This is a genomic window from Streptomyces sp. NPDC002730 (assembly GCF_042888805.1).
In the GTDB taxonomy this organism is placed as follows: Bacteria; Actinomycetota; Actinomycetes; order Streptomycetales; family Streptomycetaceae; genus Streptomyces.
This window is the reverse complement of record NZ_JBIAQG010000010.1, coordinates 338,867-355,781: the sequence shown is the minus strand read 5'-3', so window position 1 is coordinate 355,781 and position 16,915 is coordinate 338,867. Positions and strand designations below refer to the sequence as shown.

15 protein-coding genes and 1 pseudogene are annotated in these 16,915 nt (G+C 70.6%); 9 read left to right on the top strand and 7 right to left on the bottom strand.

Features of this window, described 5'->3' with window-relative positions; translation table 11 throughout:
* Window positions 1-50: 50 nt before the first annotated feature.
* Window positions 51-299: pseudogene (locus tag ACFYXH_RS26425) on the top strand (amino acid permease); the annotation flags it as partial.
* A gap of 224 nt (window positions 300-523) precedes the next feature.
* On the opposite strand, the gene ACFYXH_RS26420 reads toward ACFYXH_RS26425, so the two are convergent.
* Together ACFYXH_RS26420 and ACFYXH_RS26415 are read right to left on the bottom strand one after the other, a co-directional pair.
* A complete protein-coding gene (locus ACFYXH_RS26420) occupies window positions 524-2,350 on the bottom strand; it encodes an ABC transporter ATP-binding protein (protein WP_389567621.1) in 1,827 nt (608 codons plus the stop codon).
* 41 nt (window positions 2,351-2,391) lie between these two features.
* Window positions 2,392-4,089, bottom strand: a complete 1,698-nt coding sequence (locus ACFYXH_RS26415) for an ABC transporter ATP-binding protein (protein ID WP_389567619.1) — start codon at window positions 4,087-4,089, stop codon at window positions 2,392-2,394.
* A gap of 271 nt (window positions 4,090-4,360) precedes the next feature.
* On the opposite strand from ACFYXH_RS26415, the gene ACFYXH_RS26410 reads away from it, so the two are divergent.
* The 6 genes from ACFYXH_RS26410 to ACFYXH_RS26385 all read left to right on the top strand — a co-directional run bounded on the left by ACFYXH_RS26410 (window position 4,361) and on the right by ACFYXH_RS26385 (window position 10,043).
* The gene (locus ACFYXH_RS26410; protein WP_389567754.1) at window positions 4,361-5,434 is read left to right on the top strand and encodes a FecCD family ABC transporter permease; all 1,074 of its coding nucleotides are present in this window, start codon (window positions 4,361-4,363) and stop codon (window positions 5,432-5,434) included.
* A gap of 122 nt (window positions 5,435-5,556) precedes the next feature.
* Window positions 5,557-6,546 (top strand): FecCD family ABC transporter permease, encoded by a 990-nt coding sequence (locus ACFYXH_RS26405; protein ID WP_389567751.1) that lies wholly within the window; start codon window positions 5,557-5,559, stop codon window positions 6,544-6,546.
* A complete protein-coding gene (locus tag ACFYXH_RS26400; RefSeq protein ID WP_389567616.1) occupies window positions 6,543-7,391 on the top strand; it encodes an ABC transporter ATP-binding protein in 849 nt (282 codons plus the stop codon). The genes ACFYXH_RS26405 and ACFYXH_RS26400 overlap by 4 nt, the downstream gene beginning before the upstream one ends.
* 15 nt (window positions 7,392-7,406) lie before the next feature.
* The gene (locus ACFYXH_RS26395; RefSeq protein WP_389567613.1) at window positions 7,407-8,984 is read left to right on the top strand and encodes an amidohydrolase; all 1,578 of its coding nucleotides are present in this window, start codon (window positions 7,407-7,409) and stop codon (window positions 8,982-8,984) included.
* On the top strand, window positions 8,981-9,211 hold the full coding sequence (locus ACFYXH_RS26390; RefSeq protein WP_389567610.1) for a hypothetical protein: 231 nt from the start codon (window positions 8,981-8,983) through the stop codon (window positions 9,209-9,211). Before ACFYXH_RS26395 ends, ACFYXH_RS26390 begins: the two co-directional genes overlap by 4 nt.
* Before the next feature lie 307 nt (window positions 9,212-9,518).
* Window positions 9,519-10,043, top strand: coding sequence for a GNAT family N-acetyltransferase (locus tag ACFYXH_RS26385; RefSeq protein ID WP_389567607.1), 525 nt, complete (start codon window positions 9,519-9,521; stop codon window positions 10,041-10,043).
* A 64-nt stretch (window positions 10,044-10,107) separates the two neighbouring features.
* On the opposite strand, the gene ACFYXH_RS26380 is transcribed toward ACFYXH_RS26385, so the two are convergent.
* From ACFYXH_RS26380 to ACFYXH_RS26360, 5 genes are all read right to left on the bottom strand, one after another.
* The gene (locus tag ACFYXH_RS26380; RefSeq protein ID WP_389567605.1) at window positions 10,108-11,292 is read right to left on the bottom strand and encodes an acetylornithine transaminase; all 1,185 of its coding nucleotides are present in this window, start codon (window positions 11,290-11,292) and stop codon (window positions 10,108-10,110) included.
* A complete protein-coding gene (argB, locus tag ACFYXH_RS26375) occupies window positions 11,289-12,152 on the bottom strand; it encodes an acetylglutamate kinase (protein ID WP_389567603.1) in 864 nt (287 codons plus the stop codon). Before argB ends, ACFYXH_RS26380 begins: the two co-directional genes overlap by 4 nt.
* A 29-nt stretch (window positions 12,153-12,181) precedes the next feature.
* Window positions 12,182-13,333, bottom strand: a complete 1,152-nt coding sequence (gene argJ, locus ACFYXH_RS26370) for a bifunctional glutamate N-acetyltransferase/amino-acid acetyltransferase ArgJ (protein WP_389567600.1) — start codon at window positions 13,331-13,333, stop codon at window positions 12,182-12,184.
* The gene (argC, locus tag ACFYXH_RS26365) at window positions 13,330-14,364 is read right to left on the bottom strand and encodes an N-acetyl-gamma-glutamyl-phosphate reductase (RefSeq protein ID WP_389567598.1); all 1,035 of its coding nucleotides are present in this window, start codon (window positions 14,362-14,364) and stop codon (window positions 13,330-13,332) included. Before argC ends, argJ begins: the two co-directional genes overlap by 4 nt.
* Before the next feature lie 67 nt (window positions 14,365-14,431).
* On the bottom strand, window positions 14,432-15,088 hold the full coding sequence (locus ACFYXH_RS26360) for an isochorismatase family protein (RefSeq protein ID WP_389567596.1): 657 nt from the start codon (window positions 15,086-15,088) through the stop codon (window positions 14,432-14,434).
* A 555-nt stretch (window positions 15,089-15,643) separates the two neighbouring features.
* Between ACFYXH_RS26360 and ACFYXH_RS26355 the strand changes: the two genes are divergently transcribed.
* A complete protein-coding gene (locus ACFYXH_RS26355) occupies window positions 15,644-16,495 on the top strand; it encodes a HipA family kinase (protein WP_389567593.1) in 852 nt (283 codons plus the stop codon).
* Window positions 16,492-16,875: a DUF3037 domain-containing protein gene (locus ACFYXH_RS26350; protein WP_327322141.1), complete on the top strand. Its 384-nt coding sequence runs from the start codon at window positions 16,492-16,494 to the stop codon at window positions 16,873-16,875. The genes ACFYXH_RS26355 and ACFYXH_RS26350 overlap by 4 nt, the downstream gene beginning before the upstream one ends.
* The last annotated feature ends 40 nt before the right edge of the window (window positions 16,876-16,915 follow it).

Below are 16,915 nucleotides of genomic sequence, written 5' to 3'. Positions count from 1 at the left end.
CGCTGTTCACGCCATCAGGCAATGAGCCATGAGCCGGCAGTCGGCCAACTCTGCTCGTCCCCCCCCCGGAGCTTCAGCGGCGTCTGGGCGCACCGGACGCGGCGGTGATCGCTGCCGTGGTCGCGTACTGCAACGCTGCCTCGTCCGCGCGGCCGGCCGTCCGCTATCCGGCCTCCGGCGGCACCTACGTCCAAGGCCGTGAACAGCTCGGTGACTTCGGGGGCTACCTGGCCGGGTGGGGGTTCGTGGTCGGCAAGACCGCCTCCTGCGCAGCCATGGCCCTCGCGGTCGACTCGTACGATGCAGGATGTGCAACCGCACCGCACCACGCTGGAACTCCCGAGCCCTTGCCACCTCCACGCCGACCGGCAGTGACGAAACCGATATCGCGACCGATCCTGGGCTCGGTTGTCGGTTGGAACCGCAGCGGAATGCCGAAGGCCCCCCGGTCCGGGGGGCCTTCGGCATAAGAGGACGGTCGCGCGTGGTGTGGCCGACCGCCGGGGGAGCGGTGGCGCGCCCGTCAGGAGGTGGCAACTCCCTGCGGAACCGGATACGGCTCCGATTCCGGGTCCTGGGGATGGCGGCGGCTGTCGGACCACGCGGCCCAGAGCGCCGCATAGCGTCCGCCCGCGGCCACCAGAGCGTCGTGGGTACCGGTTTCGACGACCCGGCCCTCGTCGAGGACGACGATGCGGTCCGCGGTCGCGGCCTGGGGCAGCCGGTGGGCCACCACCAGTCCCGTACGCCCGTCCATCGCGCGGGCGGCCGCCGCCTCCAACGTACGCGCGCCCGCGCTGCCGGCGTCGGCGGTGGCTTCGTCCAGGATCGCAACCGGCGCGTCGGCGAGGACGAGTCGGGCCAGCGCCAGGTGCTGGGCCTGGGTCACCGTGAGCCGGTGCCCGCCCTCGCCGACCACCGTGTCGATGCCCTCGGGCAGCGCCTCGACCCAGGCGAGGGCGTCGACCCGGGCCAGCGCGGCGCGCAGCTCCTCGTCGGTCGCCTCCGGCCGCGCGAGGCGCAGGTCGTCGGCGAGCGGCCCGGCGAACACATGGACCTCCTGGCTGATCAGCGTCACCGTCCGGCGGATGCCGATGGGCCCGAGCTCCGCGGTGTCGACGCCGCCGAGGGCGATGCCACCGCCGGTCGGGCGGTGGACGCCGGCGATCAGTTTCGCCAGGGTGGTCTTCCCGGCCCCGCTCGCGCCGACCAGGGCGACCCGTTCTCCACTGCGTACCGCCAGGTCCACCTTGCGCAACACCGGGTGCCCGGGGACGTACTCGTGGCTGAGCGAGTCGACCTTGACCGAGCCGTCCACCGGCACGGCGGGCTGGTCGGGCTCCTGCTCGGGCGGCAGATTCGACACGCCGACGAGGCGGGCCAGGCTCGCGCCGGCGGACTGCGCGTCGTCGATCAGGAAGAGCGCGGCGTTGATGGGATTGAACAGGCTGTGGAAATAGAGTGCGGCCGCGGTCGCCGTGCCGATGCTCACGGAGCCGTTGTCGACCAGGACGAATCCGGTGGCCAGGACGGAGGCCAGGCCGACGAACTCGGCGAGGTTGAGCCGCGAGAAGAACCCCGTCACCAGATGGATGCCGCGCAGCGCGATGTCGACGGCTTTCTGCGAGCGCTGCTCCAACAGGTCTGTGTGACTGTCGTTCAGCCGGAAGGCGCGCACGGTCCGGACGCCGCCGATGCTGTCGAGAAGCTGGTGCTGCAGGGCGCCGGTCGCCACGCGGTGCTCGGCGTACACAGGGGTGGCGCGGGGGATGTACCACCGCACGGTGAGGATGTGGATCGGCACGGCCAGCATGACGGCGAGCAGGAAGCGCCAGTCCAGCACGGCGAGCCCGACCAGCGTCAGCGCGATGGTGAGGAGGGCACGGCTGAATTCCGGCAGCGCTTGGCGTACTCCCTTCGTAATCAGGGTCACATCGCCGGTCACCCGGGAGGTCAGATCGCCCGAGCCGGCCTGTTCGACGCGTTCGAGCGGCAGGCGCAGCGCGCGCTCGATGAACCGCTCACGCACGCTCGCGAGGACGGTCTCACCGAGCCGCGCGACGAGAGAGGTGCCGACCGCGGTCGCGATGCCCCGCGCCACGGCCACCGCGAGGAGGAGGACCATCGGCAGCGTCAGCGAGTCGGGACCGCGCTGCTCGACGACCAGGTCGACGATGCGACCGAGCAGCGGGGCGGTCAGCAGCCCGATGCCCGTTCCGATGACCAGCACGGTCACCGCGGACACCGCCAGTATCCGGTGGCGGCGCAGCAACGTGCGGACGACGGCGAGGGTCTGGGCGCCGGTGGCGATCGGCAGGAGTGTGCGATCCGGCGTGCTGGTTCCGCTCATCGTCCGTCCTTCGTCGTTCACTTCGGTCGTGTCAGTACCGGTCATGTCAGCACCACCGAGCGGTACGCCTCGTCGGTGGCGACGAGGTCGGGATGGCGGCCGTCGGCGGTCACGGCGCCGCCGTCGAGCACCACCACGCGATCGGTCGTGGCCAGCAGAGCGGGGCTGGTGGTGACCAGGATCGTCGTGCGGCCACGGCGGAGATCCTTGAGCCGGGCGGCGATAAGGGACTCGGTGACCGTATCGACGGCGGTCGTCGGGTCGTGGACGACCAGCACCGGCTGATCGGCGGCGAGCGCCCGGGCGAGCGCGACCCGCTGACGCTGTCCGCCGGACAGCGAACGCCCGCGCTCGGCGAGCACGGTGTCCACACCGTTGGGCAGGTTGCGGGCCACATCGTCCGCCGCCGCGGCGGCCAGTGCCGGCTCGACGTCCGCCGCGTCGCTGTCCGTTCCGGCCCGTACGTTGTCGAGCAGGCTGCTCTCGAACAGGTCCGCGTCGTGGTGGGCGGTGAGGATCGCGCGGCGGACGTCGGTGGGGCCGAGTTCGGCCAGAGGTACGCCATCGAGCTCGATCGCCCCTTCGGCGGGGTCGAGTTCCCGGCCCAGGCAGAGCAGCAGGTCGGCCGCCACGGACGGGTCCTTGGCCACGACGCCGACCAGGCTGCCGGGTTCGATGTCGAGGTCGACCCCGCGCAGCGCGCCGTGTGTGACGCCGCGCAGCCGGAGCCCTCCGGCGACCGGCTCAGGAAGCGTGGCCGATCCCGCCGTCACGGCGGGGGACGACGCCAGCACCTCGGCGATCCGGCCGGCCGACGCGCGGCCCTGGGCGAACTCGCCGCTGAAGAAGGTGAGGAGCTGGAACGGCCCGAGGAGGAACTGCGCGAGTCCGACAGCCGCCACCAGGTCACCGACGCTGATCGTGCCGCGCATCGCCAGATGCGCGCCGACCAGCCCGATGACCACGATGAAGATTCCGGTCAGGGCGAGGATCGCGCCGTCGTGCCAGGCCCGGCTCCGGGCGGCGCGTAGCGCTGCGGCCAGCGAGTCCTGACTGGTCTGCCGGTACCGGGACACCGCGGCTGGTTCGGCGCCGATCCCCTTGAGCACCCGCAGCCCCGCGACCAGGTCGGCGGCGACGCCGGAGGCATGAGCGGCGCGCTCCTGCTCGACCTCACTGCGCTGTTCGAGCGGCCGGCTGATCCGGTGACCGAGCCACAGCAGGGGCGGGATGCCGAGGAGTACGAGCAGGCCGAGCGGTACCGAGATCCGGAGCAGTACCACCGCGCTGATGGCCAGTCCGGCGACTGCGGCTATCCCGAACGGCAGTACGGCCGCGACCGCGCCCACCCGTTTGGCGTCGCCGGTGGCGATGGTGGTCAGCACGCCCGGGAGTCGGCCCGCGTCCGCTCCGCCGCGCGGGTCGAGCACCCTGGAGCCGAGGTCGAGCCGTAGCCGGTGTGCGGCCTGTTCGCCGGCCCGCTCGCTGATCCTGGCCGCGGTGCGGTAGCACGTGGACAGAATGAAGAAGAGGGCGGCGAGTACTAGCATCCAGCGCAGGAGGGCGCCCGAGGAACCGGTCGCCACCGCCTCGTCGATGACCACGCCGATGACGACAGGAACCATCGCCTCGCACCCCTGGTGCGCCATGCCGAGGAGCGATGCCCCGACAACGTGGCGACGCTGGCCGCCGATCGCCCTCCGGAGGACGTCGCCCCCCGTTGGTCCTCCATCGAGCATTCGGTACCTCCGCAGAGACCATGGATTAGTTAGGTAAGGCTACTCTAACTAGCGTATCCAGCTACCGTGCACGCCGAGCCGTCGCCGGCCGCCAAGGTCAAGGCGGAGAGAGGGTGTTGGCTTCCGCTGGTGCTACGCAGTGACCGGCGTGGAGGCATCCTCGGGCGTTGACCCCCTGTAACGTATTCGGTTAGCCTCACCTAAGTAAATGTTTCGCGCGATGTCGCACTGTGTCCTCAGGTGGGGGCCGTCAGGTGGGGGGCAGTCCTTGTTGTCGGTCGACGCGAAGGCGGCATCCGAGAGCGATGTGGGCAGCGACGCGCCGACGCCGTCGGCGCGCCGGGGAACGGCGACGTCGCTGCGCGGTCTGGGACTGCTCGCCGCCATTGCCGTGCTGGTCGTCATCGCCCTGCTCAGTGTGTGGGTGGGGACACGGGGAATCCCGTTCACCTCGACGTGGAACGTGCTGTGGCACCACGACGGGTCGAAGGCCGCGGTCATCATCCACGACTACCGCATCCCCCGCACCCTGCTCGGCCTCCTCGTGGGCGTGGCACTGGGGTTGTCCGGCGCCCTGATGCAGGCACTGACGCGCAATCCGCTCGCCGACCCCGGTCTGCTCGGCGTGAGTCTGGGCGCCTCGACCGGCGTGGTCGTGGCCATCGCATTCCTCGGTGTGGGATCGGCCCTCGGCTATGTGTGGTTCGCCTTCCTCGGCGCGGCGCTCGCGTCGGTGGCCGTCTACCTCCTCGGCTCGGCCGGGCGTACGCCGGCGACGCCGGAACGGCTCGTCGTCGCGGGAGCCGCGCTGACCGCCGTGCTCTACGCGTTCAACTCGGCGGTACTGCTCCTCGACCCCGAGGCATTCGACTCCTTCCGGTTCTGGACGGTGGGCACGCTCGCCGGCCGGAACTTCGAAGTGGTGTACGTGATCCTGCCCTTCGTCGCCGTGGGCCTGGTGATCACTCTGGCTCTGGCCCGGCCGCTGAACGCGCTGGCGCTGGGTGACCAGGTCGGACGGGCGCTCGGCGTCCGCGTCGGCCGAACCCGGGCACTCGGCGCGGTCGCGGTGATGCTGCTGTGCGGCGCGGCCACCGCCGCGGCGGGACCGATCGGGTTCGTCGGCCTCGCGGTGCCGCACGTGGCCCGGTTCGTCGTCGGCCCCGACCAGCGGTGGGTGCTCGCGTACTCAACGCTGTTGGCGCCGATCCTGCTGCTCGGCGCGGACATCCTGGGCCGGGTTCTCGGCGCCCCCGGCGAGGTCCAGGTCGGCATCGTCACCGCCTTCCTTGGCGCGCCGCTGTTCATCGCGCTGTGCCGTCGCCGAAAGCTGGTCATGCTGTGAGCGTCCCGAAGGACGTCATCCCTTACCCGACCGACGTTGCGACCGACGACAAAAACGGCCGGAACGTCCGCGCGGTCAGCGGTCTCGTCGTACGGACCCGAGGCGGGTGGCTCTCGCTGCGGATCCAGGGCCGCGCGGTCGCCGTGTCGGCGGCGCTGCTGTTCACGTTCACCTTGGTCGTGGGGATCACCCTGACCACCGGGGACTTCGAACTGTCCGTCGCGGAAGTACTCCAGGCACTGACCGGCAACGGGTCGGGCGGCGCGGACTTCATCGTCAACACCGTACGACTGCCGCGGCTGCTGACCGCGCTCTTCGTCGGAGCGGCCCTGGCGGTCAGCGGGGCGATCCTGCAGAGCCTTTCGGGCAACTCGCTCGGCAGCCCGGACATCATCGGCTTCACGAACGGCTCGGCGACCGGCGCGCTGCTGGTCATCATCGTGCTGCACGGAAGCATGACCCAGATCGCGCTCGGAGCGCTGGCCGGCGGGCTGGCCACCGCCGTGGTGGTCTACCTGCTGGTGTTCACCCGGGGCCTGCAGGGATTCCGCCTCGTCGTCGTCGGGATCGGCGTGAGCGCGATGCTGCTCGCCCTCAACTCGTATCTGATCACCCGGGCCAGCCTGCAGGAGGCGCTGGAAGCGCAGACCTGGCTGATCGGCAGCCTCAACAACCGCGGTTGGGACCAGGCGACCGGGGCGGGGATCGCCGTCGCGATCCTGCTTCCGCTCGCCTTCCGCTACGCCCGCAGGCTGTCGATGCTGGAGATGGGCGGCGACACGGCGCAGGCTCTCGGCGTGGACGTGGAGCGCAGCCGACTGGTTCTGCTCGTCGTCAGCGTCGCGCTGGCCGCGTTCGCCACAGCGGCGACGGGGCCGATCTGGTTCGTCGCGCTGGCGGCCCCCCAGCTCGCCCGCAGGCTGATCCGGTCGTCCGGCCCCGGATTGGTCCCGGCGGCCCTCATGGGCGCCGTACTGCTGGCCGCGAGTGATCTCGCGGTGCAGCGGATCTTCTCACCCGCCATCCTCCCGGTCGGCACGGCGACCGGCACCATCGGCGGTCTCTACCTCATCTGGCTGCTGGTCACCGAGTCGCGAAAGAGCCGCGCATGACAGAAACGACGCACCCGATGCCACGGCTGTGGGCAGAGCACCTGACGCTCTCCTACGACCAGCGGACCGTGGCCACCGATCTCTCGGTCACCATCCCCGACCGCTCATTCACCGTGATCCTCGGCCCGAACGCGTGCGGGAAATCGACCCTGCTCAAGGCCCTCGCGCGGATGATCAGGCCGAGGGCGGGAGAGGTACACCTGGACGCCGCCGCCATCTCCTCGTACCGGCCACGCGAGGTCGCACGCAGACTGGGACTGCTCCCGCAGAGCTCCACCGCGCCGGCCGGGATCACGGTGGGGGACCTGGTGGCCCGTGGCCGCTATCCGCACCAGCGGATGCTGAAGCAGTGGTCCGTCGAGGACGAGGCCGCCGTGGCCGAGGCGATGCGGCAGACCGGGGTACTCGAACTCGCCGATCGGCCCGTCGAGGACCTGTCCGGCGGCCAGCGGCAACGCGTATGGCTGTCCATGGTGCTGGCGCAGCAGACGTCCATCCTGCTGCTGGACGAACCGACGACCTTCCTGGACATCGCGCACCAGGTCGAGGTGCTGGACCTGTGCGCCGATCTGCATGAGCAGAAGGGGCACACGATCGTCGCGGTGCTGCACGACCTCAACCAGGCGTGCCGCTATGCGAGCCACCTGGTGGTGATGAGGGCCGGCGGCAAGATCGCCGCCGAAGGCGACCCGGCGACGGTCATGACCGCCGAGCTGGTCGAAGACGTCTTCGGCCTGCCCTGCCGGATCATCGACGATCCGGAGACCGGCACTCCGCTGGTGGTGCCCGCCGCCCGCAAGCGCCCTGCCACGGCCAGAAGCATGGCCACGGCAGAGACACTGTAGAAGGACGGACGACCCATGCTCTGCACGAGGCTGACCAACGCCCACATCGTCACCATGGACCCGGACCACCCCGTCGCCCACGACCTGGGCATCTGGCGCGGCCGGATCGTGGGCCTGGACGACGCGGTGACCTCGCTTCCCGCACGCGAGGTGATCGACCTCCAGGGCGCGACCGTACTGCCCGGCTTCATCGACAGCCATGTGCACCTGGCCTGGACCGGTTTGAGGGCGAGTACCCCGAGCGTCGCACCCTGCCGGCGGGTCGAGGACGTGCTCGCGGTCGTGGAAGAGGCCGTCTCCCGAAAGTGTTCGCGCGGCGCCTGGGTGGACATCGCCGGGTACGACCAGCGGGCCCTGGGGCGCCATCTGACCGCTGCCGAGCTCGACCGGGTCAGCAATGGGCGCAAGGTGTTCTTGATGCACGACTCGGGACACGCCTGCGTGGTCAACAGCGCCGTCCTGGACCTGCTCCCCGCCGATGTCCCACATCAGGACGGCTTTCTCGCCGAGAGCGCCATGACCGCCGCACGACGACTGCGTCTGCCGTACTCCCAGGGGGAGCTCGCGGACGCGATCGAGCGTGCGGCCCAGACCTGTCTCGCGGAGGGGGTGACGGCCTGCGCGGAGGCGGGAATCGGCGGCGGCCTGCTGGGCCACAGCCCGGTCGAGCTCGGGGCCTATCAACTCCTCAGGGACCAGGGCCGACTGCCCCTGCGGGTGCAGCTCATGGCGGCCGCGGACACGCTGCGCCCCGTCGCCTCGCACGACGCCGACGGCATACCCCGCGCCCTCGACCTCGGCCTGCGCACGGGGTTCGGCGACGACTGGCTCTCCATGGGCGCGCTCAAGATCTACACCGACGGCGGCATGATGGCCCGTACCGCCGCACTCACCAGCCCGTACCACGGGATGGACCAGACCGGACAGTTCCAGGACGACCCGGAGCGCATCGCGGACACCATCGTGGACGGCCATCTCGCCGGATGGCAGCTCGCCGTCCACGCCATCGGGGACCGCGCCGCCGACCTCGCACTGGACGCTCTGGAGCGGGCACAGCGCATCCGGCCGCGCCCGGACGCACGGCATCGCATCGAACACGCCGGCCTGATCCGGCCCGACCAGCTCCCCCGCTTCGCGCGACTCGGCGCGATCGCGGTGATCCAGCCGAACTTTCTGCGCTACTTCGGCGACGACTACGCGTCGATCATGGGCGAGGACAGGGCCCCTTGGCTGTACCGGGGCAAGGGGTTCCTGGACCACGGCATCACGCTGGTGGGCAGTTCCGACCGTCCCGTCACGGACGGCTCGCCGCTGCGGGCCATCCAGTTCATGGTCGAGCGTGCCTCCGAGTCGGGCCAGGTGATCGGCCCGGACGAGGGCATCACGGTCGACGACGCCCTGCGCTCCTACACCGTCGGCGGAGCCTTCGCCTGCCACTGGGACGACAACGCGGGCAGTCTCGCCCCGGGAAAGCGCGCCGATCTGGTGGTGCTGGGAGATGACCCACGGCGCGTCAGCACCTCGCACATCGGTGACATCGAAGTGGTCGCGGCGTTCGTCGATGGCCGCGAGAACGAGAAGTCGGCACTGTGAGTACGAAGGCGGACGGCATCGAGCGCTACGCCCAGCTGTGGCAAGCATCCTCGTACCCGCATCAGTGGGCCATCTGGAACACCGCCGGAGAAAGCATGGTCTTCGACAGGGAGATCAACTGCCCGGTGTACATCGACGACGAGGCGACCTTGCGTGAGGTCCTGCGCAGAATGCGTGAGGCAGGAGTACCGGAGAGCGACGACTATCCGGGCCGGCCTTGCGCGTAGGACGGTTCCGGCCGCGCCTGACTCCACACCCCGAACTGACGCCTCTGCCCTGAGGAGATGGAACGATGACCGCCCACGGCATACTCACGCGTGCCCCGAGCAGCGGCGCGTCGGATGCTGGGACGCCGGTCCCCCTGCGTGTGGTTCGGATCCGCGCAGCGGTTGTGACGCACCCGCAAGGAGGGTAGGGCGTACTCGTTTTGGCAGGGGACTTAGGTGAGGCTAACCTTAGTTGACCTGTTGTCCCCGGGTGCCGCGGTGGACGAGTCGCCCTCCGTGCACGGTGGGACCGAAGGAAGGGAATCCCTTGATCACGGCCACCCCGCGCCTCGGCACAGTGCCGTCACGCACCACCCTGCCTGCCCCGCTCCGTGTACGGTCCGCACGCCGCGGGGACGCCGTCGCCCTCGCGGCCCTGTCCCGGCCGTTCGTACGCTCGGGAGCGCTGCGTGAGCGATCCCTTTCCCTCTACGCCTCGGACGCGACCGACTTCCTGGTGGTGGAGGCCCACGGCGGAACCCTGGACGGCTGTCTGGGCCTGCGTGTTCACCCCGCCGATCCGGCCCGCGGCCGCGGGCCCACGGGCGTTCTGTACAACTTCTGCGTCTCGCCGCGCAGGCAGGGCTGTGGGGTGGGAGCTCAGCTCCTGCGCGCGGCGCTGGCCCAAGCGACCGCCCAATCGCTGTATGCCCTGTTCACCGCGACGACCGGCGGTGGCGACCTCTTCCTCCGGTACGGCTTCGCGCCCGCCTCTGCGGGTCTCGCACCAGCGGCCTGGGCGAACTCCCTGGACCCCCGCCGTAATTCGCGGGTCCTTGCCCGCATGCTCTGACCGCACTGTGGCCGGCGGGCTGGTCCGGAAACCTGCGTCCGGCAGCCCGCCGACCGATGCGCTCTCAGGCGTCGAGGATGCCCGGCAGCGCCGCGATCAGCTCGTCCACCTGCGTCTCGCGGACCGTCAGCGCCGGAGCCAGCCGCACCGTCGTGGGGCCGGTGGCATTGACGAGGAAGCCGGCGTCCTGCGCCGCCTTCTGTACGCGTGGTGCGACCGGTTCGGTGAGGACAACGCCGAGCAGCAGCCCCGCGCCCCGGACATGGCTCACCAGGGGATGCTTCAGACCCTCGACGCCGCACCGCAGCCGCTCGCCCACGCGCGCGACATGGGCGAGGAGCCCCTCGGTCTCGATGGTCTCCAGTACGGCGATCCCGGCCGCGCAGGCCACCGGGTTGCCGCCGAAGGTCGAGCCGTGCTGACCCGGTGTCAGCAGGTCGGCCGCAGCGCCGAACGCCACCGTGGCGCCGATCGGCAGCCCCCCGCCCAGCCCCTTGGCCAGCGTCACCACATCCGGGTCCGCGCCCTCCACTGCCTGATGTGCGAACCAGCGACCGGTGCGACCGATCCCGGTCTGGACCTCGTCCAGTACGAGCAGCGTGCCGGTGGCCCGGGTGATCTCTCGGGCCGCGCGCAGGTACCCCTCGGGTGCCGGGAGCACACCGGCCTCACCCTGCACCGGCTCGATGAAGACGGCCGCCGTCTCCTGCGTGACCGCCGCCCGCAGCACCGCCGTGTCACCGAACGGCACATGGGACACCTCGCCCGGCAGCGGCAGGAACGGTCCACGTTTCGCGGGTTGCCCCGTGAGGGAGAGCGCGCCCATGGTGCGGCCGTGGAAGCCGCCCTGGGTCGCGACCAGACGCGGCCGCCCCGTCCGTCGGGCGATCTTGAACGCTGCCTCGACCGCTTCCGTCCCGGAGTTCGAGAAGAACACCCGTCCCGGCCTTCCCATCAGCCGCAACAGCTGTTCGGCCAGCGCGACCGGAGGCTCGGAGACGTACAGATTGGAGACGTGACCCAGCCGGGCGATCTGGGCGCTCACTGCCGACACCACAGTGGGGTGGGCGTGTCCCAGCGTGTTCACGGCGATCCCGCCGGTGAAATCGAGGTACGCGCGCCCGGACTCGTCCCATACGGTGCTGCCCTCGCCCCTGACCAGAGCCAGCGGCGGAGTGCCGTAGTTGTCCATCATCACGGCACGCCAGCGATCCGTGAGAACTGGGCGGTCCGCTGTCTCGGCGGTCATGCGTCGCCTTCCTCGTCCGGAACCACGGTGGTGCCGGAGTGGTCGTCGCCGGTGAAGACCCCCCGCAGCAGCGTGTGCGGCACCCGGCCGTCCAGCACGTGTGCCATGGGCACGCCCGCCCGAACGGCCTGCAGGCATCCCTCCATCTTGGGGAGCATCCCGCCCGCCAGCTCCGGCAACATTTTCTCCAGCTCATCCGCCGTCAGGCGGTCGATCACCTCGGTGCTGTGCGGCCAGTTCGCGTACAGCCCCTCGACATCGGTGAGCATCAGCAGCTTCTCTGCGTCGAGGGCCACCGCCATGGCCGCCGCCGCGAGATCGGCGTTGACGTTGTAGACCTCGCCGTCCGCGCCCCGCGCAACGGGGGAGACCACCGGGATACGGCCCTGCTCCAGCAGCGCCCGCACGGTGTGCGGGTTCACCTCGACGATGTCGCCGACCAGCCCGATGTCCACCGGCTCGCCGTCCACCCAGGCCGGCCGCCGCACGGCCGTCATGGTGTGCGCGTCCTCGCCCGACATCCCCACCGCGAACGGCCCATGGCTGTTGATGAGTCCGACAAGCTCCCGCTGGACCTGACCCGTCAGCACCATCCGGACCACGTCCATGATTTCCGGAGTGGTCACCCGCAGTCCCGCCTCGAAGCGGACCTCCAGGTCGAGCCGGCCCAGCAGCGCACTGATCTGCGGCCCGCCGCCGTGGACGACGACAGGGCGCAGCCCCGCGTGCCACAGCGCCACCATGTCCTGGGCGAAGGTCCGCTTCAGGTCCTCGTCCACCATGGCGTTGCCGCCGAACTTGATCACGACCGTCCGGCCCCGGAACTCCTCCAGCGCGTGGGGCGCGACGCATGGCTTCACCTGTGCTGCGACCTCTGCCGCGACCCCGCTCACGAGCTGTACGCGCTGTTCTCGTGGACGTACTCGGCGGTGAGGTCATTGGTCCAGATCACCGCTGATGCGTCACCGGAGCGCAGATCGATCGTGATCGTGATCCGACGCCCCGACAGGTCGACCTTGTCGCGGGACTCGCCCGCCGCGCCGTCCCGGCACACCCAGACGCCGTTGATGGCCACATCCAGACGGTCGGGGTCGAACACGGCGGACGTTGTACCGATCGCCGACAGCACCCGGCCCCAGTTCGGGTCCTCCCCGTGCAGCGCGCACTTGAGCAGATTGTTCCTGGCCACGGACCGGCCCACCGTCACGGCGTCCCCCTCCGACGCCGCGCCGATGACCTCCACCTCGATCTCCTTGGAGGCGCCCTCCGCGTCCGCGACCAACTGCCGTGCCAGATCCAGGCATACGCTGTGCACCGCCTCGGCGAAGGCGTCCGGATCGGGCGCGACCCCGGAGGCGCCCGACGCGAGCAGCAGCACGGTGTCGTTGGTGGACATGCAGCCGTCCGAGTCCACCCGGTCGAATGTGGTACGGACTGCCTCCCGCAGCGCGGAGTCGAGCGCCGCCCCGGTCACATCGGCGTCCGTCGTGAGCACCACGAGCATGGTGGCCAGCCCGGGCGCGAGCATGCCGGCGCCCTTCGCCATACCGCCCACCGTCCAGCCCGGTCCGGCGACCACCGCCGTCTTGTGCACCGAATCCGTCGTCCTGATCGCGACGGCCGCCTCCACGCCCCGCTCGGGCGACAGCCGCCCGGCGGCAGCGTCAATTCCCGCCGTGACCTGGTCCATCGGCAGGGGGACGCCGATGAGTCCGGTGGAACACACCGCGATCTCGTCCGGACCCACCCCCACGGCCCGCGCTGTGTGCTCGGCCATCACCCGCGTGTCCTCGGCGCCCGCAGGCCCCGTACACGCGTTGGCACCACCCGAGTTGAGGACGACCCCGGAGATCCGGCCGTCGGCCAGCACCCGCCGGGACCAGCGGACCGGAGCGGCCTGGACCCGGTTGGAGGTGAACACCCCGGCAGCCGCGCGCGACGGACCGCGGTTCACCACCAGGGCCAGGTCGGGATCACCGGACTCCTTGATCCCGGCGGCCACACCGCTCGCGAGGAATCCCTGTGCAGCAGTCACGGTCACGGAGCCACTCCATTCGTGGGCAGGCCCAGCCCTTCCGGCAGGCCGAGGGCGACATTCATGCTCTGCACCGCGCCACCCGCGGTGCCCTTGGTAAGGTTGTCGATCGCGCTCACGGAGATCAGGCGACCGGTCTGCTCGTCCACCGCCACCTGCACCTGCGTGGTGTTGGAGCCGAGTACGGCGGCGGTCGACGGCCACTGCCCGGACGGCAGCAGCCGGACGAACGGCTCGTCGGCGTAGGCGGCTTCGTACGCCGCCCGCACCTCGCGGGTACCGGCGCCGGCTCCCGGACGCAGGCGCGCCGAGCAGGTGGCGAGGATGCCTCGGGCCATCGGTGCCAGGGTCGGCGTGAACGACACGGCCACCCGCTCGCCCGCAACTCGCGACAGGTTCTGCGTCAACTCCGGTGTGTGCCGGTGGCCGCCGCCGACTCCGTACGGGCTCATCGCGCCCATCACTTCGGAGCCGAGCAGATGGGGTTTGGCCGCGCGGCCCGCTCCCGAGGCTCCGCTCGCCGCGACGATCACCGCCTCCGGCTCCACGAGGCTCGCGGCGAAGGCCGGGTACAGCGCCAGGGTCACCGCGGTCGGATAGCAGCCGGGTACGGCAACCCGGGTCGCGCCTTTCAGCTCTTCCCGCGCCCCCGGGAGTTCGGGCAGTCCGTAAGGCCAGGTGCCGGCATGGGTGGAGCCGTAGAACCGCTCCCAGTCGACCGGATCGCGCAGCCGGAAGTCCGCGCCGCAGTCCACGATCAGCTTTTCGGCGCCCAACTGCTCCGCGAGCGCCGCCGACTGGCCGTGTGGCAGGGCCAGGAACACCACGTCGTGCCCGCCGAGCGACGCGACCGAGGTCTCTACGAGTAGCCGGTCCGCGAGCGCGGCCAGGTGCGGCTGTACCTCTCCGAGCGTGCGGCCCGCGCTGCTGTGCGCGGCCACCACCCCGATCTCCACGCCGGGATGTGACACCAGCAGGCGCAGGATCTCCCCTCCTGCGTAGCCGCTCGCTCCGGCCACCGCGACCCGTACCGTCATGTTCTCCGTCTCTCCTCGTGCCTGCTCGACGCCCGGCCGATTCCCGGCCGTGAATTCTGATGAACCGTCATGCGCCGTGTGCCGCCCTGCCGATCAGGAGGTCGCGCAGCAGTCCGTCGGTGGTGGACACCACGCCACTGCGCGAGGCCCACCGCAGCGCCATGGCGTGTTCCTCGGCGGAGATGTCGGCCACCGCGTCGGCGACGACGAAGGGCTGTATGTCGTTCATAAAGGCATCCGCCGCCGTCAGCAGGACGCCGAGATGCGCGTACACACCACAGACGATCAGCTGGTCGCGGCCCGTGGATCGCAGCAATCGGCCGAGATGGCTGCGGAGAAAGGCGTTGTGGCGCACATTGGCCAGCAGATGTTCGCCGGGCCGGGGAGTCAGCGCCGGGACGATCGCGGCGGCGTCGGGCTCGGGGCCGATTCCCGGACCCCAGATGTCGGTCAGCAGTCCGCGTTGGTCGGGAGGCTGCGCAGCCGGTTCGGCGCTGAAGACGACCGGCATGCCGAGCGTGCCCGCGAGTTCGCGCAGGGCGGCGACGTTGTCGACGAGCTCCACCACGGGGGAGCATCCCGCCGGAAACGCCCGGACGAAGTGGTTCTGCATGTCATGGACCAACAAGGCGGCCCGTGCCGGATCGATCGTCCAGGGAACGCACGACGGAGGGATCGCGGAGCGGTCGGGCATGGGATAGGAGCCGATGACCGGCAAGCCCATGGGCAATCTCCTCCCTGATGACGTGTCCGCCTGGTCCGGGCCACGGGCGCGCGTCGCCTCGGTGCCATGCGAACCCCTGAATCGGCGGCCTGGCGCGGGCAGGGCGCGGCGGCCCCAGGCAGGACTCCATCCACCCCGATCAGGCAGTTAGCTTAGCCTAACCTAAGCCTCCGTGGGCCGGCCTTGACTGCCCGGTCAAGCCGCGCATCAGTAACCCAGCACGCGCAACCGCTCCCTGTCACCCATGTCCCGCCCGCGATTGCTGCACGGTGTCCGGGGCATGTACGACTGCGCACGCTGCAGATGAAAGCTGCCTGACTCCTGCCGTGTTGACTCAGGTGGTGCGTCCGTGTGCGGGCTGGGCGTCGGGTCGTGCTGGACGTGGAACCGGGGGTGCCGGCCATCGAACGTCCCCTGGGCAGCAGGAGAGTGAGGTTCGGAGCCGAAACTCCCCGGATTCTCCCCACTGTTCATCCCAGGTTCTGGTGGCGGAGTGGGCTGCGGCCCGCACCGTTACTCGTGAAGACCGGGCGCTGGACCCGATAACCTGGGAAAATGCTCACGGAAGTCACCGCGACCCGCTACGTCACACCCCTACGGGAGGGCGGATCACTGCCTGGAATTGTCGAGGCCGACGATTTGGGCACCTACGTCATGAAGTTCACCGGCGCGGGACAGGGCCGCAAGACGCTGGTCGCCGAGGTCATCTGCGGACAGCTGGGGCGTCGGCTCGGGCTGCGGGTGCCCGAGCTGGTCAGCATCCAGCTGGACCCGGTCATCGGTCTCGGCGAGCCCGACCAGGAGGTGCAGGAGCTGTTGAAGGCGAGCGGCGGGCTGAACCTCGGGATGGACTTCCTGCCCGGTTCGCTCGGGTTTGATCCGCTCGCCTACGAGGTGGACGCGGCCGAGGCCGGCAGAGTCGTCTGGTTCGACGCGCTGATCAACAACGTCGACCGCTCCTGGCGCAATCCCAACATGCTGGTGTGGCACGGCGACCTGTGGCTCATCGACCACGGCGCCACCATGATCTGGCATCACAACTGGCCGGGCGCCCAGGCCTCCGCCGCCAAGCCGTACGACGCCTCGGACCATGCCCTCGCTCCCTTCCGCCCCGATATCGCGACGGCCGCCGCCGAGCTCGCTCCGCTCGTCACCGAGGAGCTGCTGACCGAGGTCGCCGCCGACGTCCCCGACGAGTGGCTGGTCGACGAGCCGGGCTTCGAGTCCACCGATGAGGTGCGCCGTGCCTATGTCGAGGCGCTGCTGCCGCGCGCCGCGACGATCCACACGCGCATCAGCCTGGATGCTCGGACCAAGGACAGGCCCTCGCAGGCCCCGGGCTGGCTGACCGATCACCTCACGCCGTGGCCGCACGCCACCAAGCAGGACAGGGGCGGCGCCAAGTGAGTGAGCGCGATGTCTTCGAGTACGCGCTGCTGCGCGTGGTGCCGCGCGTCGAGCGCGGCGAATGCTTCAACGCGGGTGTGGTGGTCTACTGCCGTGCCAAGTCCTTCGTGGCCGCCCGTACCCATCTGGACGAGGTGAAACTCAAGGCGCTGGACCCCCGCGCCGATGTCACCGGTGTGCGTGCCGCGCTGCACGCCGTCGAGGGCGTCTGCCGCGGCGGCGAGGACGCGGGCCAGGCCGCGCGGGACGATGCCGGACGCCGATTCCGGTGGCTGATCGCACCGCGCTCCACCGTCGTACAGCCGGGCCCGGTCCACACCGGACTCACGGCCGATCCAGAGGCCGAGGTGGAGCGGCTGCTCGACCTGCTGGTGCGCTGACGGTGTGCCAGTGGTGTGCTGAGGGGCGGCTCGCCAGGAT

Coding starts and splice junctions, on each gene's coding strand:
- argC (WP_389567598.1), bottom strand. CDS start 14,364: ATGACGGTACGGGTCGCGGTGGCCGGAGCGAGCGGCTACGCAGGAGGG.
- ACFYXH_RS26420 (WP_389567621.1), bottom strand. CDS start 2,350: ATGAGCGGAACCAGCACGCCGGATCGCACACTCCTGCCGATCGCCACC.
- ACFYXH_RS26400 (WP_389567616.1), top strand. CDS start 6,543: ATGACAGAAACGACGCACCCGATGCCACGGCTGTGGGCAGAGCACCTG.
- ACFYXH_RS26360 (WP_389567596.1), bottom strand. CDS start 15,088: ATGGGCTTGCCGGTCATCGGCTCCTATCCCATGCCCGACCGCTCCGCG.
- ACFYXH_RS26395 (WP_389567613.1), top strand. CDS start 7,407: ATGCTCTGCACGAGGCTGACCAACGCCCACATCGTCACCATGGACCCG.
- ACFYXH_RS26355 (WP_389567593.1), top strand. CDS start 15,644: ATGCTCACGGAAGTCACCGCGACCCGCTACGTCACACCCCTACGGGAG.
- ACFYXH_RS26415 (WP_389567619.1), bottom strand. CDS start 4,089: ATGCTCGATGGAGGACCAACGGGGGGCGACGTCCTCCGGAGGGCGATC.
- ACFYXH_RS26380 (WP_389567605.1), bottom strand. CDS start 11,292: ATGACCGCCGAGACAGCGGACCGCCCAGTTCTCACGGATCGCTGGCGT.